Annotated in this window: 23 protein-coding genes and 1 pseudogene; 21 read left to right on the top strand and 3 right to left on the bottom strand. The window is 56.2% G+C overall.

Going from position 1 to position 25,101, the window contains the following annotated elements:
• The first annotated feature begins 18 nt into the window (after positions 1–18).
• From NZK35_RS25495 to NZK35_RS25470, 6 genes are all read left to right on the top strand, one after another.
• Positions 19–1,047, top strand: coding sequence for a DUF1214 domain-containing protein (locus NZK35_RS25495; protein WP_259635346.1), 1,029 nt, complete (start codon positions 19–21; stop codon positions 1,045–1,047).
• 362 nt (positions 1,048–1,409) lie between these two features.
• On the top strand, positions 1,410–1,937 hold the full coding sequence (locus NZK35_RS25490) for an alkyl sulfatase C-terminal domain-containing protein (RefSeq protein ID WP_259635345.1): 528 nt from the start codon (positions 1,410–1,412) through the stop codon (positions 1,935–1,937).
• A 439-nt stretch (positions 1,938–2,376) separates the two neighbouring features.
• Complete coding sequence (locus NZK35_RS25485) at positions 2,377–2,502, top strand: resistance to Congo red protein (RefSeq protein WP_259635344.1); 126 nt, start codon at positions 2,377–2,379, stop codon at positions 2,500–2,502.
• 201 nt (positions 2,503–2,703) lie between these two features.
• The gene (locus tag NZK35_RS25480) at positions 2,704–4,065 is read left to right on the top strand and encodes a carbohydrate porin (protein ID WP_259635343.1); all 1,362 of its coding nucleotides are present in this window, start codon (positions 2,704–2,706) and stop codon (positions 4,063–4,065) included.
• A 619-nt stretch (positions 4,066–4,684) separates the two neighbouring features.
• Positions 4,685–5,155 (top strand): MarR family winged helix-turn-helix transcriptional regulator, encoded by a 471-nt coding sequence (locus NZK35_RS25475; protein WP_259635342.1) that lies wholly within the window; start codon positions 4,685–4,687, stop codon positions 5,153–5,155.
• 136 nt (positions 5,156–5,291) lie between these two features.
• Positions 5,292–6,662 carry a Gfo/Idh/MocA family oxidoreductase gene (locus NZK35_RS25470; protein ID WP_259635341.1) on the top strand — a complete coding sequence of 457 codons (1,371 nt, stop codon included), beginning with the start codon at positions 5,292–5,294 and terminating at the stop codon, positions 6,660–6,662.
• Positions 6,663–7,028: 366 nt separating this feature from the next.
• Here NZK35_RS25470 and NZK35_RS25465 read toward each other — a convergent pair whose 3' ends face one another.
• Both NZK35_RS25465 and NZK35_RS25460 read right to left on the bottom strand, forming a co-directional pair.
• On the bottom strand, positions 7,029–7,265 hold the full coding sequence (locus tag NZK35_RS25465) for a sulfatase-like hydrolase/transferase (protein ID WP_259635340.1): 237 nt from the start codon (positions 7,263–7,265) through the stop codon (positions 7,029–7,031).
• Entirely contained in the window at positions 7,266–10,076 is a 2,811-nt protein-coding gene (locus NZK35_RS25460) for an endo-1,4-beta-xylanase (RefSeq protein WP_259635339.1), read from the bottom strand.
• 450 nt (positions 10,077–10,526) lie between these two features.
• Here NZK35_RS25460 and NZK35_RS25455 point away from each other — a divergent pair, with 450 nt between their 5' ends.
• From NZK35_RS25455 to NZK35_RS25425, 9 genes are all read left to right on the top strand, one after another.
• Positions 10,527–11,135, top strand: a complete 609-nt coding sequence (locus NZK35_RS25455; RefSeq protein ID WP_259635338.1) for an SOUL family heme-binding protein — start codon at positions 10,527–10,529, stop codon at positions 11,133–11,135.
• Positions 11,132–11,269: a DCC1-like thiol-disulfide oxidoreductase family protein gene (locus tag NZK35_RS34760; protein ID WP_323379672.1), complete on the top strand. Its 138-nt coding sequence runs from the start codon at positions 11,132–11,134 to the stop codon at positions 11,267–11,269. Before NZK35_RS25455 ends, NZK35_RS34760 begins: the two co-directional genes overlap by 4 nt.
• A 40-nt stretch (positions 11,270–11,309) precedes the next feature.
• Positions 11,310–11,468 carry a Lacal_2735 family protein gene (locus NZK35_RS25450; protein ID WP_259635337.1) on the top strand — a complete coding sequence of 53 codons (159 nt, stop codon included), beginning with the start codon at positions 11,310–11,312 and terminating at the stop codon, positions 11,466–11,468.
• Between the two features lie 52 nt (positions 11,469–11,520).
• Complete coding sequence (locus NZK35_RS25445) at positions 11,521–12,684, top strand: hypothetical protein (protein ID WP_259635336.1); 1,164 nt, start codon at positions 11,521–11,523, stop codon at positions 12,682–12,684.
• A gap of 31 nt (positions 12,685–12,715) precedes the next feature.
• Positions 12,716–12,961: a hypothetical protein gene (locus NZK35_RS25440; protein WP_259635335.1), complete on the top strand. Its 246-nt coding sequence runs from the start codon at positions 12,716–12,718 to the stop codon at positions 12,959–12,961.
• Between the two features lie 265 nt (positions 12,962–13,226).
• Positions 13,227–14,831, top strand: coding sequence for a sugar porter family MFS transporter (locus NZK35_RS25435; RefSeq protein WP_259635334.1), 1,605 nt, complete (start codon positions 13,227–13,229; stop codon positions 14,829–14,831).
• Positions 14,832–14,871: 40 nt separating this feature from the next.
• Positions 14,872–15,192: a sulfatase-like hydrolase/transferase gene (locus NZK35_RS34990; RefSeq protein WP_407699832.1), complete on the top strand. Its 321-nt coding sequence runs from the start codon at positions 14,872–14,874 to the stop codon at positions 15,190–15,192.
• Positions 15,113–15,502 (top strand): hypothetical protein, encoded by a 390-nt coding sequence (locus NZK35_RS25430; protein ID WP_259635333.1) that lies wholly within the window; start codon positions 15,113–15,115, stop codon positions 15,500–15,502. The genes NZK35_RS34990 and NZK35_RS25430 overlap by 80 nt, the downstream gene beginning before the upstream one ends.
• Before the next feature lie 148 nt (positions 15,503–15,650).
• Positions 15,651–16,115 (top strand): DUF4440 domain-containing protein, encoded by a 465-nt coding sequence (locus NZK35_RS25425; protein WP_259635332.1) that lies wholly within the window; start codon positions 15,651–15,653, stop codon positions 16,113–16,115.
• Here the strand turns inward: NZK35_RS25425 and NZK35_RS34985 are convergent.
• Positions 16,079–16,771, bottom strand: a complete 693-nt coding sequence (locus tag NZK35_RS34985; RefSeq protein WP_407699831.1) for a DUF1501 domain-containing protein — start codon at positions 16,769–16,771, stop codon at positions 16,079–16,081. The two genes, NZK35_RS25425 and NZK35_RS34985, sit on opposite strands and share 37 nt — an antisense overlap.
• A gap of 312 nt (positions 16,772–17,083) precedes the next feature.
• Between NZK35_RS34985 and NZK35_RS25415 the strand changes: the two genes are divergently transcribed.
• The 6 genes and pseudogenes from NZK35_RS25415 to NZK35_RS25390 all read left to right on the top strand — a co-directional run bounded on the left by NZK35_RS25415 (position 17,084) and on the right by NZK35_RS25390 (position 25,070).
• Positions 17,084–18,010, top strand: coding sequence for a hypothetical protein (locus tag NZK35_RS25415; RefSeq protein WP_259635331.1), 927 nt, complete (start codon positions 17,084–17,086; stop codon positions 18,008–18,010).
• Between the two features lie 594 nt (positions 18,011–18,604).
• A pseudogene (locus NZK35_RS25410) lies at positions 18,605–18,841 on the top strand (DUF1501 domain-containing protein); the annotation flags it as partial.
• 247 nt (positions 18,842–19,088) lie between these two features.
• On the top strand, positions 19,089–19,613 hold the full coding sequence (locus tag NZK35_RS25405; RefSeq protein ID WP_259635330.1) for a sigma-70 family RNA polymerase sigma factor: 525 nt from the start codon (positions 19,089–19,091) through the stop codon (positions 19,611–19,613).
• Complete coding sequence (locus tag NZK35_RS25400; RefSeq protein WP_259635329.1) at positions 19,613–21,154, top strand: LamG-like jellyroll fold domain-containing protein; 1,542 nt, start codon at positions 19,613–19,615, stop codon at positions 21,152–21,154. The genes NZK35_RS25405 and NZK35_RS25400 overlap by 1 nt, the downstream gene beginning before the upstream one ends.
• Positions 21,155–21,180: 26 nt before the next feature.
• On the top strand, positions 21,181–23,439 hold the full coding sequence (locus tag NZK35_RS25395) for an alpha/beta fold hydrolase (protein ID WP_259635328.1): 2,259 nt from the start codon (positions 21,181–21,183) through the stop codon (positions 23,437–23,439).
• A 65-nt stretch (positions 23,440–23,504) separates the two neighbouring features.
• Positions 23,505–25,070 (top strand): sulfatase, encoded by a 1,566-nt coding sequence (locus NZK35_RS25390; protein ID WP_407699834.1) that lies wholly within the window; start codon positions 23,505–23,507, stop codon positions 25,068–25,070.
• Positions 25,071–25,101: the final 31 nt, after the last annotated feature.

The following is a 25,101-nucleotide window of genomic DNA, read 5'->3' as shown; positions in this document are numbered from 1 at the left end:
TCCCATGAAGGCCATAACATGAACACCAAGGTCATCTCCACCCTCATCCTGATTGCCTCCCTTTCGTTCCTCATGCCGATCATCGCCTCTGCGGAAGAGAATGCGAAGGCAGTCACCGTCGCCAACTTCGTGCGGGCCGAATCGGATCACATGATCCGCTCCAACAGGAAAATGGTGGGCGCCGGCATTGGCGAGTTCGCCCACTTGCGCGAGCCCACCACGCCGGACAACCAGCCGGTGATCCGGATGAACCAGGACACTCTCTATTCAGGGACCGTGCTGGATCTATCCAAGCCTGCCACGATCACGCTGCCGGAAGTCGGTGGACGCTATATGTCCATGCACGTGGTCAACCAGGACCACTACATGTTCGTGGAGTCGAAACCGGGCACCTACGACCTGACGGAAGAGAAGGTCGGCACACGCTTCGCGCTTGTGACGATCCGAACCTTTTACGACGCCGGCGATCCCGACGACCTTGCTAAAGCCCATGCGGCTCAGGACAAGCTGAAGTTCAGCGGCGGAGGCCCCGGACCGTTCGAGGCACCAAACTGGGACCTCGACGCCCTCGCTAAGGCACGCAAGTCGCTCAGCGATCTTGCCACCCTCGGCTTTGATTCCACTTACGCCTTCGGGAGCAAGGAGGAGGTCCTTCCGATCGACCACCTCGTCGGCGCCGCGGCCGGGTGGGGCGGTTTGCCGGTCAAGGCTGCCTACTACGAGATAGGCACCGTCGATGAGAACGACGGCAAGACCCCGCACGCAGTGACGGTCAAGGACGTGCCCGTTGATGCCTTCTGGTCCATCACCGTCTACAACGCCGACGGCTATCTCGAAAAGAACGACCTGGGCCGAAACAGCTTCAACAACTTCTCCGCGGAATCCAACGTGGATGGTTCCTACACGATCCACTTCGGCGGCGATCCGAAAAGCGAGAACTATCTGCCCATTACCGAGGGCTGGAACTACGTCGTTCGCATGTATCAGCCACGGAAGGAAATCCTGGAGGGCGAATGGACGTTCCCGAGCATTGAGCCAGTGAAGTAAACGCAACCGAGAATTCGAAACTCAATCGGTGATACCAACCATGACAATGAAAAGAACAATCACACGCACTGCGATGATCGCCGCGCTGGTGGTCGGTACTGCCAATCAACTCCACGCACAAGCACCGGAGCTTCCTCCGACACCTTACATGGGAGGAGAGGTGGAGCTGGTAGAAGCTCCCAACGGTGCCATCGCCAACAAACGCATCCTCGACGGCATCGAGAAGGTGGCCTGGCTCAAGCCCACCATCGAGAAGCCCGCCGAGGGCATCTGGGTTTTCGGCGGCTATGGGCTGGCGCCGATCTCCATCATCGATACCGACGAGGGCCTGATCGCCTTTGATACCGGCGACACCAAACACGATGGCGAGAGCGCTCAAGGCCGAGGCGCTCCGTCAGATGGCCTATGTCTCGACCGGTGCCAACAATCGGGCTCACCTGCTGTCCCAAGCTCTGGCCCTGGAAGGAAAGATCAAGCTGCCCCGGATCGTGCCACCCGCGCCCGAGACGATCACGGCCTTTCCCACTACCTTCGTCGACTACTTCCGGGTGCGCATCAATCCCGTCAAGAGCGGTGGAACCGACTGCGTGATGCGTTTTGACTTCCCGGATGACACCAGTGCCGGTCTTCACGTACGCCGCGCCGTGGCGGAGTTCATCCAGGATCCCAAAACCTATCCCCGCGACCCGGATATCGTCGTGAAGCTCTCGCCCGAGGCTTGGGCGAAGGTCTACCTCAGTTCGGAGACGGTGGGAAAGCTGATCGAGGACAAAGAGCTTGAAGTGACCCAGGGCGATGCCGCTGAGGCGGCCCGGGTGATCAATCTGTTCGACCGCTACGACCCGGCTGAGGCCATGGTCATCCCTTCATCCGTGGTCCATGACCATTAAGAGAACGAGAATCCCAATGAAACCAACCACGAAAATGAAACCAACCATCACCCGCATCGCAGTGCTCATCGGGCTGGCCGTGTTTGTGGCCGTGCCCGCATCGGCGCAGGACGTCCTGCCGTTTCCCGATCCGCCGATGGGCGGCAAGGTCGGGCTCATTTGTAGGGCATGCTGTGCATGCCCAAGAAGTCGTCAGGCACAGCCTGACCTACAGATTGCTGGGCCAATCGCTCAACAAAAGATATTACGTCCCCTGGGAATCGTAGCGGTTCTTCCTAGGACCGCAGCGAGCGTCGGAGCGGTCCTAGAAGAACTCCTGGAGGATCAGCGGTGAAGACCATTCAGGAAAGCGACTTACAGATGAGGGCGAACGCCCGCGGCGTTGTCATGGATGCACAAGGACGAAGGGTAATTAGAATGGAGCAAATGGAGACGACGCATGAGTTTTTCCTTCGACCACCAGATCCCGCTTTGGCTTGATTTCGCGATCTTTATCGCCGTCCTGCTGATCTCCCTTGAGTTGGGGTACCGCATTGGTTTGAGACGGAAGCCCCGCCAGCATTGAGGACGTCATCACGCAGATCGAAGAGGTCTTGGCTGGGGATCAAACAAGCTTCGCCAAGTGGCGTGGCCGAAGCTGGTCGGTAGCTCAACGTGCGTCGTCGTCCCGAATAACTCGGATAACCGGCATGATCGATAACTCGAAAGCCACAAAGTTTGCAGAGGCATTCGTTCCATTTGCGGTTTCGCAACTCCCCTGACCGATGTGAGCTCTGAAGCAATCAATGGTTTTGTGAGAGTTCTGATGTCAAATTGTCGAGTCGCGTTTCTCTTCATCTTGTTTTGGCCGCCAATTGCATTGGTCTGCAGCGACTCGCTCGTCGCTCAAGAATGTGACGCCGTTGCTGGCTGTGATGGCGCGTGCGCTAATGGTGACTCGGACTTCCGTCCCAGCGACGGCGGGTGGTGCTCATCGCCGTATCTGCTTGGAGACTGGTGCGGGACGCGATCCTCTCTGGCCGATAACGGCATCACTCTGGATGCTTCCGTCACGCAGTATTACCAAGGTGTGACGAGCGGCGGCAGACGGCGGGAATTCGATTACGCCGGCCATGGCGAATACATCCTGAATACGGATTTCGGAAAACTCGGAGTCCGGGATGGCCTCTTGATGAAAATTCGTGCCGAACATCGTTTCGGTACCCCGATTAATCAAGCTGCTGGTGTGTTGCTCTCACCCGCGATGCTGTCGACGTTCCCCACGCCGGAAACCGAAGATCTCGTGATCACGGAATTCCTCTTCACGCAGTTCCTTTCGGAAAATGTTGCGATCTATGCCGGTAAGATGATGACGGTTCCGTCCGGACTGACCCCATTCACGGCAGGACGTGGCGACGACACCTTCATGAATGCGAGCTTCATTTTTCCCGTCACTACTACATTTAGTGCCCCTTACTCGACGCTGGGAGCCGGTTTCACCATCCTTCAGGATCAATTCCCTGTCTTGTCTTTCAGTGTCTTGAACTCGAGCGACACCATTACACAAAGTGGTTTTGATGAACTGTTTGAGGACGGCGTCGCACTCACGGGTGCTTTGAGCTTACCTACACCCCTTGGCGGCAAACCAGGAGCTCAGACCATGGGATTCACTTGGAACAACCGCTCGCAAATCGCCTTGGGGCAGGACCCGCGAGTCATCCTTCCCGGTTTTTCCCCACAACAGGTCAGCGAAGCTTGGAGCCTTTTTTGGAGCGGATTTCAATACATTGACACCTATGACGATCCTTCAAAAGGCTGGGGAGTCTTCGCCGCCGCAGGAATCAGCGATGGCAATCCGACTCTGACTCGTTCCTGGATGAATGCGGGGATCGGCGGAAATGTCCCCTCGAAACGCCGGCCCGACGACCGATTCGGAGTCGGCTGGTTCTATAACGAACTCTCCGATGAAACGGGCCCCATCCTCAATCTGCTTGCAGCCCCACGCGATAGCTGGGGAGTTGAATTGTTCTACAACTGTGCAGTGACTCCTTCGGTCTACATCACTCCCGATCTGCAAGTCCTTCAACCCGGTAACAGACGTGATGATACGGCCGTCTTGTTTGGTGTCCGAGCACATATTGAACTCTAAACCACCGCTGGCTATCCAGTTTGGATGTCTTTGTTTGCGCGATCAGATTGTCCATGATCAGTCCCGCGTGACCATGAACGCTCCAACCGTACTCGTTTTCACCCCAGCCGTGCTGTAGGTAGGGGACCGGATTGGCATAGAGAGATTTTACATCTTGGCGATGGGCGAAGCGAACAGGAACCGTGTGTATACGCATAAACCGATTTCGCGACCATAAGTTCCGAGAATTTCATCGTTTCTCATGAGTCCAAGGATCACCACAGAGCCGCTCTCCGGCATCGGCAAGGACAAAGTCGATGGTGTGAAGCGGTCCAGCAAGTTCGCGACAGCGGGAAGATGGCTTTCATGGTGCGGGCGAAAGATGCCTCTAAGGCAAGACCTAGCCAAACAGCAAAATCAAGCGAATGTCAGGCTCGCTATGCTTTCGGGATGCTCTGTCGCAATCCATTCGTTGTCCCAAAACGCGGGGTACGCTTTTGCTTCAGGTCGAGATAGACTGTTGTGAGGTGGAGGGATTTCACGCGATGAGTGACGATGCGGTGGTGTGCCAACATGATCGATTTGCTCCGGCGTGATGGAGCCGGCCAGCATAGACCGGCCTGAACGGCAGTGATTCCGAATGAGACAAGTCGCTGAGTACATGACAGATTCGATCGGCCAAGAGCGGGGGCTGCCGCTAGCGCTTCGTGCGGCGTACATGGCTCTTCACCGCAGCACGGATGCAAAGTTTGCATCGCATGGAGTGACGGCGGATCAATTCGTGTTGCTGCTCGCCCTGAACGAAAGCCGCACACTCACCCAGCGAGGACTAGCGGACCGGATTTCGTCCGATCCAAGCACGGTCCGAGCCATGTTGGTGCTCTTGGAGAAGAATGGATTTGTCCGGAGAGCTTCCCACCCAAGCGATTCGAGGGCCAAGACGGTGGAGTTGACGCCGAACGGCAAGCGCAAGCTTCGAAAGCTATGGAAAGTTGGACAATCGATTCGTGATGAAATGTACCAATCGATGACTTCGAAAGAAGCCGAGATTCTGATTCGGTTACTGCGTCAGATACCTGACGTTCTCAGCCGCGAGAAGACGCTCGCTTAGGTTGCAACGAAGGCAAAAAGGCTCAGCTAGTGTGTCAAACTATATGAACGATTCGATGACTTGGGGGAAGTCGTCCCGACCTACTACCCCTTCGCTTTACTCTTACTTTTCTCGGCAACTACTCAAGAGGATAACCATGACCCTGTCATCTCGCCTAAACCGACGTCATTTCTTGCAGGCCACTTCTGCGGTGACGGCCGCCGGTGTGTTTGCGGGCAGCAGTGAATATTCGCTAGCCCAGAATTCACCGAATGAGCGTCCCGTCTTCGCGACAATCGGTCTACGTAATCAGGGGTGGACCATTACCAACAAGTCGACGAAGTTCGCCGACTTTGCTGCCTTCGCGGATGTGGACTCGAATGTGCTCGGAGCCGTGAATGAGAAGCTGAAGGAGAAGACTGGCAAGGCCGCCGACGGATACAGCGACTATCGAAAGGTCTTGGAGCGTGACGACATCGATGCGGTGATGATCGCGACACCGGACCACTGGCACACGAAGATTTCCGTCGAAGCGATGCTGGCTGGAAAGGACGTCTACTGCGAGAAGCCGCTGACGCTGACGATCGCCGAAGGCAAACTGATCGAAAGAATCGTGAAGCAAACCGGTCGCGTCTTCCAAGTTGGAACAATGCAGCGCACCGAGAATGACCAACGATTCCTGAAGGCGATCGCACTGATTCGGGCCGGCAGAATCGGCGACATTAAGAAGGTCACATGCGGCATCAATGGGGCCACAGGTTCCCCGGTGATCCCAGCCATCGATGTCCCCGAGGGGCTTGATTGGGATAGCTGGCTGGGTCCAGCTCCCAAGGTCCCCTACCGTGCCCTGCCAGAGATGCGTGAAGGGTACGGCGGCGGCGTTCCGCTCTACACCAACTGCCACTATGCGTGGCGGAATTGGTACGAATATTCGGGCGGGCAAATGAACGATTGGGGAGCCCACCACGTCGACATCGCGACGTGGGCTCTCGGTGCGGGCGACACCGGGCCAAATAAAATCACGCCCGTGAGTTACTCGCTGCCGGTCGAATATAAAGATGGCTATCCCACCGTCGACGATCGGTACAACTCGCCCACGAAGTTCGAGATACATGCCAACATGCCAGGTGGTATTCCGATGGTCATCACCAGCGAGGGCGACAACGGCATCCTATTCGAAGGCACGAAGGGCCGGTTCTTTGTCAATCGCGGTCGGTTGTCTGGCAAGCCCGTCGAAGACCTGGAGAACAATCCGCTACCCGAAGGGGCGGTGGAAGAGGTCTATGGCGGACCAGTCAGTGAAAACCACACTGCCAACTTTATCGCTGCGATGCAGTCTCGGCAGCAACCCATTTCCGATGTCTGGTCTCACAACCGAATGCTCGAGACCTGCCACTTGGCGAACATCGCCATCCGACTCGGCCGCGAGCTGAACTGGGACCCGGCCAAACGAGAGATCGTTGGTGATGACGAAGCCAACGCGTTTCTTTCTCGCCAAAGCCGCAAAGGCTTTGAGATCGAAGTGTAACGAAACGACTCAAGTTCGCCCGCTCCTCCCGTCCATTCGGAGGGAGTGGGCCGATGTTGGAAGTTGACGATTCGGAATCAGATTGAGCAAACAGAGAACTGCAGCCGCCAACCGTGAAAGTCAGCAGTGCAACTCGGCCAAAAAAATTTAAGTCTTCCGCAGAATCTGTGGGTGACTTCACTCGTTTTCCATCGGTTCCACACTTGCACCAGCGACGTCACCGATGTCCAAGATGGTGAATCCACCACACTGAACTAACTCACAAGCCATCTAAATTGACTGCGACTTTCGTGAAGGGCGTTTTCGTTGGAAGCGCAGTATCACACAGGTTCGGTCGCTCTTGAACAAAGGACTCTACCCACAGATTCAGCGGACGAGGCATTTGTTTCGCAGGTCTGTGTGAAGTTCATGTTCGTCGCGTCCCGTGATAAAGGAGGCTCGGCTCGGACCGCAAACGGCGTACGCGACATATCCGCTGGTGAACTTCACTCCGCCCGCCGCGATCGAGTCGATGTGGGGCGTGGGGAGCAATGCACCCGCCCAGGTGTTCGGTGAACTGACCGTAGATCTCCGGCGCGATGATGGTATCGGCAGTGGTCGCATTCACGCCGATCGTTTTCTGCGCGGAGCCGGTTGAAGCCTAACAGAATTGGCGGCCTTGCTGGCGGATGAGTTCTTTAGCAACTCGTAAACGGCATCGAATGCCGCTTTGGGTTTTCGCTGACGATCAAACAGCAGCGGGTGATTGACCCGTTTCCACGGGAAGTCATTCAGCCAGCTTTGGCCATCGTGAAGGTTCCAGAAAGAGACTCGCGAGATGATGTCGCGGTACTCGTGAAACAGCTTGAACAATTCGACGTACTGTTCGACCATCTGCTGTTCGATTTCCGGTGGCATACCATTCTTGTATGGATCGAACGTTTTCAGTTCGTCGCGATAAATGCCTCCGTCCGCCCACCAGCGGCCTCGTTTAACCACGTCGATGTCGAGTTCGGAAACCACGACCTGTATGTCGAGCTTGCGAAGTTCATCGAAGGTCGCGCGGAGTTCCGGCAGCGAGTTGTCGCCCAGTTCAAAGTGCCCCTGCATGCCGTACGCGTCGATGGGGGCTCCGGCGGCTTTCAGTTTCGTCAGCAGTTCGATCAGCTTCGTTCGCTTGCCGGGTTTGTGTCCGTTGTAGTCGTTGTAAATCAGGAGAGCGTCGGGATCGTGTGCGCGGGCGGTCTTGAACGCGGTGACGATGAAGTCCATCCCGGTCGTTCGCGAGTACACCGAATCACGCAGCAAATCATCGTTGCTGTCGCCAATGGCTTCGTTGACGACATCCCAGTGAGTGGCCACATCCGCGTAACGACTGACGACGGTCTTGACGTGCGTTTGAATTCGCTGCAGCAACTTCTCACGCGAGACTGGCTTTTCGCCCTCGTTCATCATCCACTGGTCGGTTCGGTCATCCTTGGCCCAAACAAGGCAATGCCCGACCATTTCCAGGTTGTGTTTTCGGGCGAAGTCGGCGAACGCATCGCTCGGCTCGAACTTCCATTCATTTTCTTGCGGATGAATGCCCTGCGGCTTCATGCAGTTTTCTGGGGTCAGGATTTGAAAGTGCCTGCGAATCAGTGCTGCGTCTTCCGCGTTCTGAACAACGCGATGTCCGACGCCGACACCGATCTTGAACCGCTTGCCGACTGCATCCTTTAAGGTTGGTTCTGCTTCGGCGGCGTCGAGGGCGTGTGCACCGAACGGGTAGGTTGTGATTCCGATGCGATCGAGCAAGGCTCCGTTTTCGCGGTACTTGATGGTCAGCGTGTGCTTGCCTGGAACAGGCTTCCGTGCGGTCAGTTTGACCCATTGCCAGCCTTGGGTTCCCAGACCGTTGGCGGCAACGAAGGCTTCGTCATCGATCTGAATCCAGAAGGAATCGTCGTCCGCCGATGGGCAATTCACGCGGGCGTGGACGTAGTACTTGGCGTCTTTGGTGGTCGTGAACGGGATCCTGACTGCTCCGCTGTCGCCTGCCGGAACGGCTTGTGGGCTGTCGAGGCCGGGCTTGATCGTGATGTACTTTCCGGCAGAAGCGTCCTCGGCGGATTTGATCTGCCAGTCGGAACCGGGCTGCATCGCTTCCGCTTCGAAAGTGAAGGTCTCGATGTTCTCGCCATCCAGCGTTGGGAACGTCGACTTTCCTTTCGTCCAACCGTCGTACCAGAACTCGTGCTCAACCAAATCAAACGGGTGCTTGGTCACATCTGTCTTGGCGTCCGACTTGCCCAGCAGGAATTTGTCGACGAACGCTTCGACTTCCGGTCGCTGGATGTCGGGAAGCTGGCAATGCGGGTGACCGGCCACGATCGAGAATCCAAACCGGTCGCCGATGCCGAATGTCTTCCAGACTTCGTGAGCTGCTCGGCACGAGACATATCCGGATTCATCGGCCAACCATTCGTAATCGGGATTTCCGAGAACCAACAATGCTCGCGGAGCAACCATCGCCATCAGTTCGTGATGGTCGTACGGCAGCTTGTCGACGGCCGCTGAGAATTGAAACATGTCCTCCCGAAACCACGCTCGACTGGTCTTGCCAAGAGTTTCCACATTGCCAAGTGTTTCGGAAACTCGCCACGCCGCCGCGCCACCGCCGCCAGATTCCTGAGCGATGGTCAGGGCGATCCGCTCATCGAAGGCACCGGCGAACAAGGCCATCTTTCCGGCGAACGAACAGCCTGTCACTGCAAGACGCTTTCGATCGATCGGAAGGTCTTTTTCGACCAATTCCAGGCCATCAATGATACGGCTAATGCCCCACGGCCAAGCCGCGTAGGCGCCGATGTGTGTGAGTTGTGGGTAGAGCCGATTGATCGGTTCGTTGCCGCGCTTCTGCTGGTGAGCCATCACTTGGTCGAAGTTGAATGTGATCGTGGCGACGTTGCGACTGGTAAAGATGTCGGCAGGCAAACTTCCAGTGCCACCACCGAAGCCGATTCCGATGACGGCGGGAAACGGGCCGTCGCCCTCCGGAATACGTACTCGTGCCGTAAGCGTCAGGGTCTCGCCATTTTCGGTCGCCTTTACGGTGAGCGTGTCGTTCTTGAAGCTGGCGTCGATCTCTTTGGGCCGAGACGGCTTCGTTCCGATCCCATACCGTTCGATTTCTGCTTTGATTTCTGAGCGGCGGCGAGCCCAGTCTTTAAATTCCGCGGAACGTCCGCTCCCGTCCGACCAGGCAAACGGATCGGGAAGGGGCCGAACAATCGGCAACTGATCGAAATCCGGCAACACGGTTTTCGGTAGATCTGAGCCCGTCTGCTCAACTTCGTAAACAAGCGGGATGTCCTGTGCGAGGCAATCCAGCCGGGCGAAGATAAAAAGTGTGATCATGGAGAGGATCACAGCCAGTGGCGAGGGTTTTGACATGCTGTTGAGGCTCCGGATAAGACGTCGTTGCGAATTCCTTCGTGGGTAACGTGAGATTCCTTCTCGCTTTTCGGAAAAAAACTCGGACCTATTTGGGCAGCTTTCTGGTCTCAATCCGAACCAGGGACTCTCGCACCCGACAATGTGGCCGAGGGGGCGAGCCGTTCTGCTCCTCTTCTTTCGGATCCGGACTCCCGACTCAATTCACTTACGAAAGGATATCCCGTATCACATTGCCTGCGACATCGGTTATCGGAGGCAGGAGCCGCACACCTGACGTCTGAGCCAATTGTAACCATTCCGGACTCAGAATTCATTCCGACTCAGGACTCCGTTTTGGCGGTCGCGTCATAGGATTGGTGAACGTCAATTCCCCGGCACGAGACTTGCTTGACAGGCCGCTACAGTCTGCTGCTGAAAACACGAGAGGTATGTGGGATGAAACGGAGAATGAACTATTTGGCTGCGATGGTGGGCCTCTTCGGGGTCGCCGTGGCGGCATGGACGATGACCGTCCGAGCCGGATACGAGTCGGCGGAATACACGGTGATCGATTCTGACGGAAACATCGAGATTCGCGAATATCCGGATCTGATGCTAGCGGCAACGGATTCGAAGTTGGACTCCCAGGGACGCGACGGCAGCTTCATGCGGCTGTTTCGTTACATCAGTGGCGGAAACGAAGACGACCAGAAAATCGCCATGACGACGCCCGTCTTCATGGAAGGTGAAGCCGGAAAGTCGGACGTCTCAATGGGGTTTGTATTGCCCAAGGAAGTTGCCGCGGAAGGCGTGCCGGAACCCAAGGGAGAAGGCGTGAAGATCCGCAAACGCCAAGGCGGTCGCTTCGCCGTGATTCGTTTCTCTGGCCGACTCGATTCACAAGTAGCCAAAAAGCAAGAAGCGAAACTCCGCGAGTGGATGAAGCTGCGTGGGCTCGAGGGTGAGTCGAAAGCGGAGACGGCCGGCTACGATCCGCCTTTCACGCCGGGACCTTTGCGTCGCAACGAAGTGTTGATTCGGCTCAACGATACGGCTAACACGGAACCTGGGTCATGAGCGAATCGTCTGGCACAAGCTGGAAGGTCGAAGTCTTCTACGACGGGGAATGTCCGCTTTGCCTACGTGAAATCAAGCTGCTTCACTGGATGGATCGTGGGAAGACCAACCATTCGATGTCATGCACTGCATGACCTACCACTTCTTCAACAACCCTCGATGGAGACACCCGCGATGTTTGGAAATAGCAAAGACAAACTGCAAGCCAAGTACAACAAGCTCATGCAGGAGTCGTACGACCTTTCGACCGTGAATCGGAAGAAAAGCGACCAGAAGCGTGCCGAGGCCGAAGAGATTGGCCGACAACTCGATGAGTTGGACAAGCAAGCTTAGGAAGACAGCGAGGGGAAAGCGGTAGCCTGCCATTTGCGATTGGGATTCAGCGATGACATACGCCCGTGCTCGTCTGTTACTTGGCATGTTCGGCGTTGGCTCTCTCGTCGTGTTGAGTACCGCTCTACTTCTGACGCAGTACCCACTTGCGGTTCTGCCCAACTCCGAGTCGTGGAGCGGCGGTGACTTGACGGCTCTCGTGTTGCTCTTCGGTTGCTTGGCTGCCGTGCTCTTTCCGATGGATCTACTCGGCGGATTCTTGCTTCCCAATCGCTGGCGACCGAATACGATCTCGCTTGGAACCTTCTTGGCCGGTTGGATCCGCGGTGTCTTTGTCCAGGGAACGCTGTTTCTTTTCGCCAGCCTGTTGATCCTTCTCATGGGACGCTGGCTGGGCGTACTCGGTGCAGCGTTGGCAATCGTCGGCACCGCGATCATTCTTATTGGGGCACAGCTTCAGATTGCCAAGTTTGTGGGAGCGTTGAAGAATCGCGTGGCAGATGACCCGGGAATCATCCCGGCAATTGAGCAGGCTCAATCCATCGTTTCAACGTGGGGGTGGAGGCAGCGTCCAGTCACGACGCTTGGGCATCACGACACCGGCTTCACTGGCGGCATTGTAGGTCTGCCCCGAATGGAGACCGTTGTGCTGCCAGCAGGCACGCTCGCGAAACTTACCCCTGAGCAGCTAGCGGTCGTGATCGCGCGACGACTGGAAGCGATTCAAAGCGGCAGTCGTACACGTGGCCTAATGTTGGCCCTCGTTTGGGTGATTGCGGGTTTCGCGTTGTCGACATTGTTGCCGGGAGCGGGTGTTACGAGCATCGCGGGGCTGACGATGACGTGCCTGGGCTTCACGCTTTGGACTTTCTTTGGTTTGCTTACGTTGCCAACACTCAGCCGCCAAGCGTCGTATGCGATCGATGGCAAGGTCCTGCAGTCTGGTGCATCACGGGACGTTTTCCAACAAACCGTGAAGACTCTCGATACTTTGCAAGACGATGAGCCGCGACGATCGGCATTGATTGAAACAATTTTCCATCCCGTTCCGAGCGTCGATAATCGCCACAGTGCAGCCTTGGGCACCGCCCCAATCGCGTGGCATGCCGCTCGAATCACGCTGTTCGTTTCCTGGGCGTGCATGGGAATGCTCGTTCGAGCGGTTCACTGCAATGTCGGCCGACCCGAGTTGTGGGTGATGTTGCCGACCGATTGAGCCCGGCGTCGGTCGATCAGAAGGCGTCACGATGGACACCAAGAACCTTGTCGCGATCTTGCCCCTTCGGCAGCCAGGCGAGTCGCGATCGATTGAGCAACACTCCGGACGGCTTGGGGTTGCGACGGCGCGTCAGGAGTTGCTCGATGGATTCACCGCCTTGGAATACGCTCCCGGCGCGACCCCGATGAATCGTTTGAAATGCCGCGTGAAGTGCGACTGGTCCGCGAAACCGGCAGCGTTGAGGGACTCAACGCGAAAGCAAAGCTTGCAATGAAAAAGGCAGACGGTTTCAAATCGCATCGAACGATCCAAATCGCCCTGTATCACCAGCTTGGAAAGCCTCCAGAGCCAGCATCCACCCACACATTTTGCTGACGAGGCTGAAATTGTTGCGTGCTTTCACATGGCCCGTCTGTCATTACGTTAAATTACACTGTCATGACAAGAGCATAGCATTTCTGGCTTTTCAATCAATTGAATGTACTGGCAGTTGTGGCTAGGTTCTAGGGTTTGCAGACTTCGCGAAGCCGAGAAATCGCATGACAAGCCGCCTACTGCTTTGGTCGATCACCGCATCGCTTGCCGGATTTCTGTTCGGCTTTGACACGATTGTCATTTCAGGTGCCGAAGAGGACTTCCAGCGACTATGGCAACTCGACGGCTTCTGGCACGGCCTGTGTATGAGCGCCGCGTTATGGGGGACGGTCGTCGGCTCCATCTTTGGTGGAATGCCAGCGGCCAGATTCGGTCGCCGCAAGTGCTTGATCGTGGTGGGAGTTCTTTACTTCGTCTCCGCAATTGCGTCTGCGATCGCTCCCGAGCCATGGACCTTCATGATTGCCCGGTTCATCGGCGGTCTGGGCGTGGGCGCTGCAACGATCGCGGCTCCGATGTTCATTTCCGAAATCTCGCCAGCGAATAATCGTGGCAAACTGGCTGGGATGTTTCAGTTCAATATCGTCTTTGGAATCCTGGTGGCCTTCGCGTCGAATTGGGTCATCGGAAATGCGATCTCAGAAACGATTGCCTGGCGTGTAATGCTCGGTCTCGAGGCCGTGCCTGCCCTGGTCTACACCATCCTGTCATTCACGCTGCCGGAAAGCCCGCGCTGGCTGATTACGCATGCGAATCGGCGGGACGATGGCAAGACGGTCTTTCGACAGATCAATCCGGACATGACAGACGCCGACCTCGAGAAACTGGTGGGCGAGGTCGAGGCCTCTGTGGCCGACAAGCAGAATACGGCTCACTTCTGGACCCGCCGCTTGCAGGTCCCGATCATGCTGGCGTTCTTGATCGCTTTCTTCAACCAGTTCTCCGGCATCAACATTATCCTTTATTTCGCTCCGCGGCTGTTGGGATTGGCGGGGCTGTCCGATCCCTTGATGGCTTCGATCTCACTGGGAATCACAAATTTGATTTTCACGTTTGCGGGGCTGGCGCTGATCGACAGGATCGGCCGACGGACGCTGCTTTACATTGGTTCGGTCGGCTACATCGCGTCGCTCGGTATTTGTGCATGGGCCTTCCTGAGTACACCGGCCTTCGAGGTCGTTTCGGCCGCCGGTGACTTGGCGGGCGCGGCCGACACAGTGATCGCGGTCGAAGCCGGTGAGCAGTTTGTGACCGAAAAGGATCGGCCGGGCGTCTACGCCGGCTACGACACTGCCAAGACGGCCCTGGTCGAGGCCAGTTCGCTCCGCGGCTACGAAGGCGAGTCAGTTGCGATCCCTGCGGACGCGTCCTTTGAAGAGACAAGAGACCTTGCAATCGAGGTGACGGCTGCGGCCAAAGAATTCCTGGGATTCAAGAGCATGATCGTGCTTTGCTGTCTGATCGGATTCATTGCGGCCCACGCCATCGGCCAAGGCACGGTGATCTGGGTGTTTATCGGTGAGATCTTCCCCAACGATCACCGCGCAGCCGGGCAGTCGCTCGGCAGTGCCACGCACTGGGTATGCGCGGCCGGCCTGAGCTTCCTGTTTCCGATCGCCATGGAGCACTTTGAGCCCGGCCAACTCTTCGGGTTCTTCACGTTCATGATGGTATTGCAACTCGCTTGGGTGAAATTCCTCGTACCGGAAACCAAAGGTGTTCCGCTGGAAGAGATGCAAGCGCGATTGGGCATCAAAGAAGAGAAGTGAGCATGGGGAATCCAAGAATCGTTTCCCTAGCTGAAGTGCTGTGGGCGAAGGTGTGTCCCTGCATGGCAATCCCTTGCTGAAGACATTGAACCTCAACCACCTGGCCAAGGAGAGTGTGAGATTCACGGACTTCCATGTCGCGCCGATGTGCTCGCCGACTCGCGGGCAGTTGATGACTGGTATCGACGCCATGAAGAACGGCTGCACGGCCGTCTGTCAGGGCCGGTCAATGATGCGCCGTGAATTGCCGACCATGGCAAACACGTTCGCGGGTTCAGGTTATGCGACCGGACGACGGACGCAGTGCCCGCATTTTCTCAGATCGAAACACCAACGAGGTCTACATCGATGGAGGGCTTGAGTACCGAACGTATCGCCGCGAGCCATCCCAGACGGGATCCAGTGAAACGAAGATTGGCAGTGTCACTGCGATCAAGTCTTTGAAGGTATTCCAACTCAAGTCGATTTGGAAAGCGGCAGCCGCCACGGAAGACACCGCCGAGGCTGCGTCTGACAGCAAGCCAATATCATTCTTACCGCCGCGGAATATCAGAAGAGATAAAGAAGAATCGAAAAACATCGCATCGGAGCATCCCGAGATTGTCAAGCGTCTGGCCACCGAATTCCAAGACGCAGTCGAGTCACTTAGAAGTGGGGAAAGCTATAACTAAAAAACCGCACATCTTCCATTTTAAACCCATTCTTTCGGCGTCGGACGCCGGAGCGCGCTGGCGATACTTTGTCGCTTGTATTGGCACGGAGGGACCGCGAGATTTGGTATTCTGCTGTCGTTTAGTTCCGTATCACAGGAGATCCAAAATGAGAATTGCAGCCTTAATCCTCTTGCTTCTGCACACAACTTCAGTGGTTGGTGAAGAGATGACGGGGGCCCAGAAAGAAGTTTGGTCCGTGCTAGTCGAGCAGGTGGGCCTCGATGTAAAGCAAGACTGGGACGCAATGAAGAAGTTCATCCATCCAAAGGGCTGTTTTTGGGGTGACATGGCACCGATGCCTGCCGACAGCTCGGAAGGCTTCTATGTTTACTACGGAAAGCTAAGGGCTACCGAAGATAAGATTCTAGCACATCACCTCGTTCCAGTGTCGGTGATCGTTGTGGATGACGTGGCGATCGTTAATGCGTACTCGCACGCACTGATGGTCGATGATGACGAGGAAACGCAAGAGCAGGTCTACCGATTACACAACACCTGGAAAAAGCACGAAGGCAAGTGGAAATTGCTGGCGACTTACAACACTTTGGTAAAGTCCCAAGACGATGATTGATCTTGGCGTTGGGCCTGGTGCGACAACTCAGCTGGTACATCGATCGGGTTGCTAGGCCCGTACGACGAATTCGCGTCGGTCAGAATCACCGCCGTGTCGCTTACCCGGCTGCCGAGTGACACCGTTTTCATCGACCGGTAGATCGAAAGCGAACGCTCCGGTGTCGGCCGCCGGTGCGCGATGGCGAAACGCTCCGGTCGATGAAACCGCGTGTAGTTTGCCGCCGGTGATTCGGCGCGTCGGTGAAAACGACTGAAGCGAGTTCGCGAAATCGCCAACTGCGAGAAGTCGATGCAACTTCTGCGCCGACGTGCTGTTTCTGAATTCGGGCGTCGGTTAGTCCGATGGAGTGAAAATCGCGAACAAGCAGGGGCAAAACGATGCGGGGCAAGACGATTACAGTCTGGAATTGTTTTGCCACTCATTCCCGAATCGGCCGCTGGAAAAAGGTAAGAAGATTCCGGAGGTAAGAAAATGAATTCCGGCTGCTGCATCTGAACCATCGCACTCGGATGCGCCGGCTGATCACAGTGCATCGAACGAATCAATGCAAGTTCGTCAGCATGGCGGGCGACGTACGGAAAGAGCTCGGAGATCCATAGTCCGCTATCTCCATGCTGAGAAAATTTGAACGGGCTAAGCGAACGCGTGGGCAAGGGCGATGCGGAGATATCGTGTTCAATCGCTTACGCTCTGGCATTCAGTTAATGCACGTAGCGAAATTCTGCAAAGGCAAGCAGAGACTGACAAAGCACTTCGAGACTTTTTCCACTGCCATTCAAATCTGCAAGAAGAACCTTGGCGGCCCGAAGCTCCTTGCTGCAAGCAAGAACTCGCAAGATAGCCACGCCCCTCAAAGTAGCCGCTACAGCGCTGCGCCGTGCGATCCAGTTTCATACATCCGCTTCTTAGGGAACTTCCAGGATTGATCGATTCAGATGAGCTGACCGGTAACTAGAGCTTATGGCGTGCCGTTCCAGTTCCGTTTTTGGAATTTTGAAAAAAGAGGCGGCAGAATCCGGGTTGGCGCAAACTATAGCAATATGGACGTTGAATCTGATCAATCTGAGTCCCTCAATCCCATTTCCGAGGCGGATTTTGTGCGGCTGTTCGCTCGCCATGAGCTGGCGTTGCGGAACTGGTGGTTGATTAATCCTGCGGGCAAGCCGTTCTTCTCGATGGGCTTGAACCATATCGATCCGGCAAGCCTGCGATACCCGGAGAACCTCGCCATCTGGCGCGAGAAGTATGGCGGAAGCACGCTGCGGTGGATCAAGGAATCGGTCGCACCCAATCTTCAGGCATGGGGATTCAACACGGTCGGATGGGTTCAGGAAGTGACCGTCAAGCAATGGCAGCATTCCCGGCCGTTTACGATCGATGAGTATCGATCGCTCGACATGCCCTATTGCCATTTGCTTCCCTTCACCGAGTCGCATCAGTGGGAGAAGCACACGGTCCACTACGATTTCCGCAGTGAAGATTGGAAAGAGTGGGTCGACTACGTGGCGCGGTCTCATTGCGCAGAACTGGCCGAGGAAAACAATCTCATTGGTTACTTCTACAGCGATTGCCCAACCTGGACTCATGACCGACCAGCCAACCAATGGCGAGGTCCCATTTTTGATCCGGATCGACTGAAGACGGAGGCCGGGCGCAAGGAACTAAGCGAACTTGCCGGAAGTTATTACAAGACCACACACGATGCGATTCGTCGTTACGACAAGCATCACCTGCTGCTTGGAGACCGTTATGAGGCAAACGCACCCATCGCGACGGAAGTGATCAACGCGGCTAAACCGTACGTCGACGTCATCTCCTTCCAGGATTTCCGGGATCCGGTCAAGCACCTCGACGAGTGGCATCGGAAATGCAAAGCCGACTTTACGCAATGATGGAAGAACTGGGAGGAATGGAGATCCCGATGAATCCGCCACGTGGACGCCAACAGAACAAGCGGCTTCGCAGTCGTGATGGAGTGAAGGCGGCGGACTTCCCCGAAGCTTTCATCGTTGATGAACCACTAAGAGAGATCAAGTAGCCAACGAGCGAGCACGGATGCTCAGTCGCCAGAGCTGAACCACGAAAGACACCAAACACACGAAATCAAATAGAATTTCTTCCGTTGTTCTTTTCGAGTCCAGTAATGAGAACGCCCGGCGCACCGGAGATGGCGATCTCGGCACTCTATGGTGACATCAGGTCGGCTCCCTGCCATTTGAGCAGCCCACGTGGCAGACGCGTTGGCGTGCAAAGCTATCGCCAGCTTCGTGAATCCACTGGCCGTAGTTGATCAGCGATGGCAAAGCGGCAGCGTCTTGATCTCCCGTGGCACATGGTGGATCGAAGGATGCATGACCGACGTGACATGCGAGGTGTGATCTAGCGGTTCTTTTTTTTAGCAAAAGACCGAATCCGTTGACCGCACTTCGCGCGATTGCTTGGGAGTCGAGCGGAAGCAGAACTCAGAGACATCCCGACGAGATCAAAACGCAGTCCTCACGGCCTGGATGGCCGGCGGCGGAATAAAACCCCGTCTAGCATACGGTGCCACCGATGAATTCGGATTCGGCGTCGTTGAAAACCCGGTGCATCTCCACGACTTCCATGCCACGTGCCTGCATCTTTTCGGCATTGATCACGAGCAATTAACCTATCGCCATCAGGGCCGTGATTTTCGATTAACCGACGTCCACGGACACGTCGTCCACGACATCCTCGCGTAGCAAACTGAAAATTATTGATGCAGGAACTCCCAGCGTGGCTTTACGATTCGCCGTCGTCCATGTAATCAGTGACGCAACGGGTAGTGGACGAGGTTACCGTCAGGAATCGAGCTTGGCAAAACGCGACGGTGGTCGTCTCCTGCAGTCGCAAAATCTAATTTCGACTATTTTTCAAGATTCTTGTTAGCGATTCCTGTTCGCATTCGGCATACGATGGAAAGACAGTTGTTTCGCGTCGGCCGTGCACATGAACGAAAACCAAAAACGGGCAATATTCACACAGTGCTGGCTTGATGCCGAGCCGGCCGTGTCGGCGTATGTGTTCGCCTCTATCTCGCGGTTTCACGATGCCGAAGACGTCGTTCAACGGATCGCTCAGGAGCTGGCTCGTCGGTTTGACGAGTATGACACGGGACGGCCGTTCGTCGGTTGGGCACTATGGATTGCCAAATCTCGGGTGATTGATTTTTACCGTACTCAAGGGCAATCAAGGGTTGTTTTTTCCGATGAGTTGCTCGGCCAACTTGCTGACACAATCGCCCAGCAGGCCGATGGACGTAGCCAACGTCGCGAAGCACTGGAGTCCTGTCTGGATGAACTCCCGCCAAGGTCGCGTCGGTTGCTCGACCTGCGGTACATCGAAGAACGATCGGCCGCCGAATTGGCACGTGAAACCGGATCCACCAGTGGCTCGGTGCGAGTTCTGCTGTCACGCGTCCGGACGGTTCTGGCCAGTTGCATCGAGCGACGCCTCACGATGGAGAATGCGTAATGTCCTTCGACGATGAGTTTATCGATCGCATGCTTGAGGGAGAAGTGTCCGACGAAGAGGCGACGGACTTTCAGAGTTGGCTGCAGGTTCCCGAGAACCTCCAGCGTTTCGCGCTTCGTGCCGAGCTTCATTCGGATTTGCGGCAGTCACTGCGACGCCGACAGATTCAGGCACAAGCGTTGGAAGCCAAAAACGGTGCTTCAAAGCTTGCTCCGGCTTTGGCGCCACCAAAACATCAGACGCCGATGTTTCGGTCACCGAAGGTTCTGCTGACGATTGCGACCGGGCTGGTGACAGCGGCTTGCCTGCTGATCGCTTTCTTGTGGTCCCACCGCGGCGACCAGCCAGCCAGTGTCGATCACGTCGCGGCATCCGTCGTTCGCAACGTGGGTGGATTGCTTACCAAAGGCGATCGACAATGGGACGATCCGCAACTGACCACCGGTGGTTATGAGTTGCGGAAAGGATTGCTGAATCTGCGGTTCGGCGGCGGAGTCATGGTGTATGTGGAGGCTCCAGCCCGCTTCGATGCGGTCAGTGACAGACGAGTCATGCTTTACAGCGGGCGTCTGTCCGCCACGGTTCCGCCCGAGGGTATCGGGTTTACGGTGGAAACCCCCGAGGCGGAAGTCATTGATTTTGGCACGGAGTTCTCCGTCGATGTTGAGGACGGCGCGAGCGAGGTTCATGTGTTTGATGGCCTGGTGCGTGTGAATCCGGGGGCATCGAATCAGCGTGACGTTTCAAGGTCTGTTGACCTTCAGGCGTCCGAAGCCGTCCGGATTTCTGACGCGTCGTCTGACCCCGTGGGTATCTCCGTCGAGACCAACCGATTCATTCGCAACTTCGATGAGCCGAGGCTGAACTACGCTCGCGCAATCAAACAGTTGTCGCCTGTGGCCTACTACCGAATGCCAATTCGCGACCGCGGACTGGTTTCGGAACCGCCCAAATACTCCGGCGTCGTTTTAACTGGGGAGGGCAGACGCCCGCCACATGCCAAGGGTGTATTCGCCGGCGGTTCTCTACGGGTCGGGGTCGATTCGACCGGTCGTGGCGGACGCGTCGATTCGCCGCCGATATTGAGTTCGGGGCAATTTTCATTGACCGTGTTCGTTTTTCTCGAAGATCGTGCGCAAAATGGAGTCGTCGCCACAAACTTCGATGGCGAGCGTGGTAACTTCGACTTATCGCTCGACGAGAACGCAATGCTGCAGGCCACCATCAGGAACAGCGATGGCGATGTCAACGTCGTCGCAGGCAAGTCGACTACTATGATAAAGACGTGGCGGCATATCGTCGTGACCGCCGATGGCGAGAACTTGCAGCTCTACGAAGACGGGAAGCTTGTTGCGTCCAAACCCAGTACCGCATTGGCAGCCACCGACACCGAGACTCTCTGGTTTGGAACGGATGCCCGTGCGATTCAGGTGTGGGGCGGCCGGATCGATGAGGTGGCGTTGTTTGACAAGGCACTTACCAAAGAAGAAATCGCGGCACTCTATCTCACCGCTCAAGAGGAGCTTGCCAGATCACAATGAGAATACCCAGGGAAACGAAATCCATCATGACGTATCTCCGAGTCATCGCTACCTGTCTGGTCGTGACCGCGAGTTGTGCGGGCACGCCACGCTTGCTGATCGCCGCCGACAAGCCGAACATCGTGTTTGTCCTTGTTGACGATCAGGGGTATTACGACCTGGGCTGCTATGGTGCAACCGAGGTAAAAACGCCTCGCATCGACCAAATGGCTGGGGAAGGAATTCGATTCACCGACTACTACGCGGCAGCTCCGATTTGCAGTCCGTCTCGGGCGGGATTGTTGACGGGATGCTACCCGCGCCGAGTCGGCAACCACATTTGGGTGCATCGGGCCGATTCCAAGACGGGCATTCACAGCGACGAATTGACCCTTGCGGAACTCTTCAAAGTCAACGGTTACAAGACGGCTTGCATCGGCAAATGGCATCTCGGTTTTCACGAGCCATTCCTGCCGCACAACCAGGGCTTCGATCACTACTTCGGACTGCTTCACAATCTTGACCCCGTCGAGACGGTCTATTTTGAGGACGAGGGTGGCGTTCCGCTGATGCGAGGCAGCGAAGTCGTCAAGCGTCCTGCGAATCCCGCTGAACTAACAGAGCTCTACACCGACGAGGCAATCGATTTCATCGAGGCGAATAAGGAGGGGCCGTTTTTTCTCTACCTTCCCCATACCATGCTGCACAACCCGCTTGGTGTCAGCGACGAATTCAAAGGTACATCGCAATGGGGCGAGTATGGGGATGCGATCGAGGAACTTGATCATCACGTCGGCCGCATTTTTGATGCTTTGAAAGGTCTGAACATCGATGAAAACACGATCGTTGTTTATGCGTCGGACAACGGTCGCGGTCCCGGACGCATTCCGCAGCAGAAGATTCGCGGCCGAAAGCTGTCTACATACGAAGGCGGCATTCGTGTGCCTGCAATCGCCTGGGGGCCAGGCCTGGGTTTGCAGGCGGCGGTCAGTTCTCCAGCCGTGGTGCGGGCAATGGATTGGTATCCGACATTGGCGACGTTGGCCGACATCGAGATTCCAGCAGATCGTGTGATCGACGGGCGTGATATCAGCCCGCTGCTTCGAGGGGAAACCGACATCGTGCCGCCACCCGGATTGAAAAAGTCGCTTAACGCGGGCGTACCGCTCCGCCGTCGCTGGGAACCTGACGGCGAATGGGCTTCGATTATCACCCGCAACCAGTACAACGATGCGTTCTTCTATCACGGAAGCCAGGGAGCTTTGGCCGCCGTGCGGTGGCAGAACTGGAAGCTCTACCTGAATCCGAGTCTCACCTTGTATGACCTTGCCAAAGATCCTGGCGAATCCGAACTCGTTCACAATCCGGAGATCCTCCGTAAGCTTCGTGGGATGGCGATCCTGTTTCAAGAAGAAATGCGGCGTGATGCCCGTCCCGCCGGCGAGGTCTATCTACCGCGTGAAGACGGCAATACCGAGATCCCTCAAACGTTGCTCGACCAGCTCGATGCACGTCTTGGTGTGACCTACGCTCGCTACGGAGACCGGACTTTGGAAATGGACCTCTATCGACCGCAAGGCTCGTGGGGAACACTGCCGGCAGTTGTTTGCATCCACGGCGGCGGCTGGGCCAATGGTACTCGTGCCAACCACGGCCGAGTCGCTCAAGCGTTGGCGGCGCGTGGGTATGTCGCTGCAACCATCTCGTATCGGTTGAGCGGCGAGGCTCCTTTTCCGGCGCAAATCCATGACTGCAAAGCGGCTGTACGGTTCCTGCGAGCCAACGCCAAGGAGTTCGGCATTGACTCGGATCACATTGGTGCAATCGGACTCTCCGCTGGCGGACACCTGACGGCCCTGCTTGCAACTTCCGCCGGCGTCGAAGAACTGGAAGGCGAAGGGGGTAACGCCAATTTCAGCAGCGCCATTCAAGCCGCCGTGCCGATGGGGGCTCAAACCGACTTCCTGTCGGACCGCACTCGGGAGATTTCCGCAATCGAAGAACGTGGAAGAATCTGGAGGCAGTTTCTCGGGGGAACGCAAGCCGAAAAGATGGAAACGTATCGGCTGGCGTCACCGCTGCATCACCTCGACAAGTCCGATCCAGCCTGTTGGTTCATTACCGGCGAAACGGACGATCCGAGCACCCACGCGGCTGCCTTTCGCGAGCGAATGCAGCAACTCGAAATCGACACCGGCCTGACTGTCATCGAGGGCGCACCGCATCCGTTTCTGGGCAAACAATTCTGGTTTGACAAGATGATTGAAACCTCGAACACCTTCTTCAAGCGAAACTTCAAGCACTGACATTTTTTGACCTCCACAAATTCAATCGAAAGAAACCCTTGATGACCGGACGCGCCATGCAATTGATGCTCTTGCCAGTAACCTTTTTCGTATTGCTCACTACTTCGCTGCATGCAGCCGACAGAACACCCAATGTGCTGTTCCTGGCGGTCGATGATATGAACGATTTTGTCGGCTGTCTCGAGTCACGCCCGAGTGCGATCACGCCCAACATCGATCGGCTTGCCGCTCGTGGCGTGTGCTTGACGAATGGTCACACCGCCGGCGTGTTTTGTGCGCCCAGTCGGGCGGCCATCTTTTCCGGCCAGTACGCTTCGACAACCGGATGCTACGAGACTCCGAATTTCTTCGTGCACCATCCGGAGACTGAATCGCTGCAAATGAGCTTTGCCAAAGCGGGTTACTCGACGCTGGGCGCTGGAAAGCTGTTTCATCATCCGGCCGGTGCGATTGACCAACGGGGCTGGACGAAGTTCTTCCTACGCAATCAGTTCCAGCGCGAAGGTGGTTGGGCTCTGGAATCATGGAGCAGCGACACGCCCGTGCCCCAGCCCTTCCCGGCTAGCATTTACAACCAAGGCAAAGAGATCACTGGCGGGCTATTCCTGGAATGGGGAGCCATTCCAAACGACCAAGAAGAGGAAATGGCCGACACGATACGAGCCAACTGGGCCGTCGAGCAACTGGGGCGAAAACACGACAAGCCGTTCTTCCTGGCCTGCGGTTTCTATGCTCCTCATTACCCCAACTACTGTCCACAGAAGTATTTTGACTTGTACGACCGAGACGCCATCGAGACTCCGGCGTTCAAAGAAGATGACCTGGACGACCTGCCGGACAAGATTCGTAAGCAACGCCAAAATCGCAAAGCCTTTCACTACGACAAACTCGTGGCGATGGGTGCCTGGAAAGACGCTCTGCACGGATACCTTGCCTGCACCAGCTACGCCGATGCCATGGTTGGACGGATTTTGGATGCACTCGAAGCAGGCCCCTATGCCGACAATACCATCGTCGTATTGTGGAGCGATCACGGTTATCACCTCGGCGAAAAAGGCCAGTGGGGCAAGCACACCTTGTGGGAACGAACTTCCAACGTGCCGTTTGTGTGGGCCGGCCCCGGTGTGGCCAAAGGTGCTCGAACGGACGTGACGGTCAGCCTGATCGACATCTATCCGACGCTCGTTGAAAAATGCAACTTGCCGGCACCGCGTCAAGAGCTGGAAGGCGTGTCGCTGGCAGCGACACTCAAGCTGCCCGCCGAAGCAGAAGACCGAACGGTGTATCTGCCCTACATGAACCCAGGTGAATACGCGGTCATGAATCGCGACTGGCGTTACATCCATTACGACGACAAGAACCAGGAACTGTACAACGTCAAAGAGGATCCGCATGAATGGAACAACCTCGCGTCCGACCCTCAGTACGCGGACGTCATCGTCACGCTGCGGGCTTCAGCACCAACTGAATTCGCCAATCCGGAACCGAAGCTGAACGCGAGGCGTGATCTGGTCGTCGAAGGCGAAACGTTCCGCTGGGAGAAAGACGCAGGTAACTACGTTCCACATCCGAAATATTTGCCCTACTCCGACCCCGCAATGAAGCAACCGCAAACAAAGAAGGGGCGCTAAACCATGCACTACAAACGAAGCCTAACATTTA

This window comes from Stieleria sedimenti (assembly GCF_025060895.1).
GTDB classification, from domain to species: Bacteria; Planctomycetota; Planctomycetia; order Pirellulales; family Pirellulaceae; genus Stieleria; species Stieleria sedimenti.
This window is presented reverse-complemented; position numbering and strand designations above follow the sequence as displayed.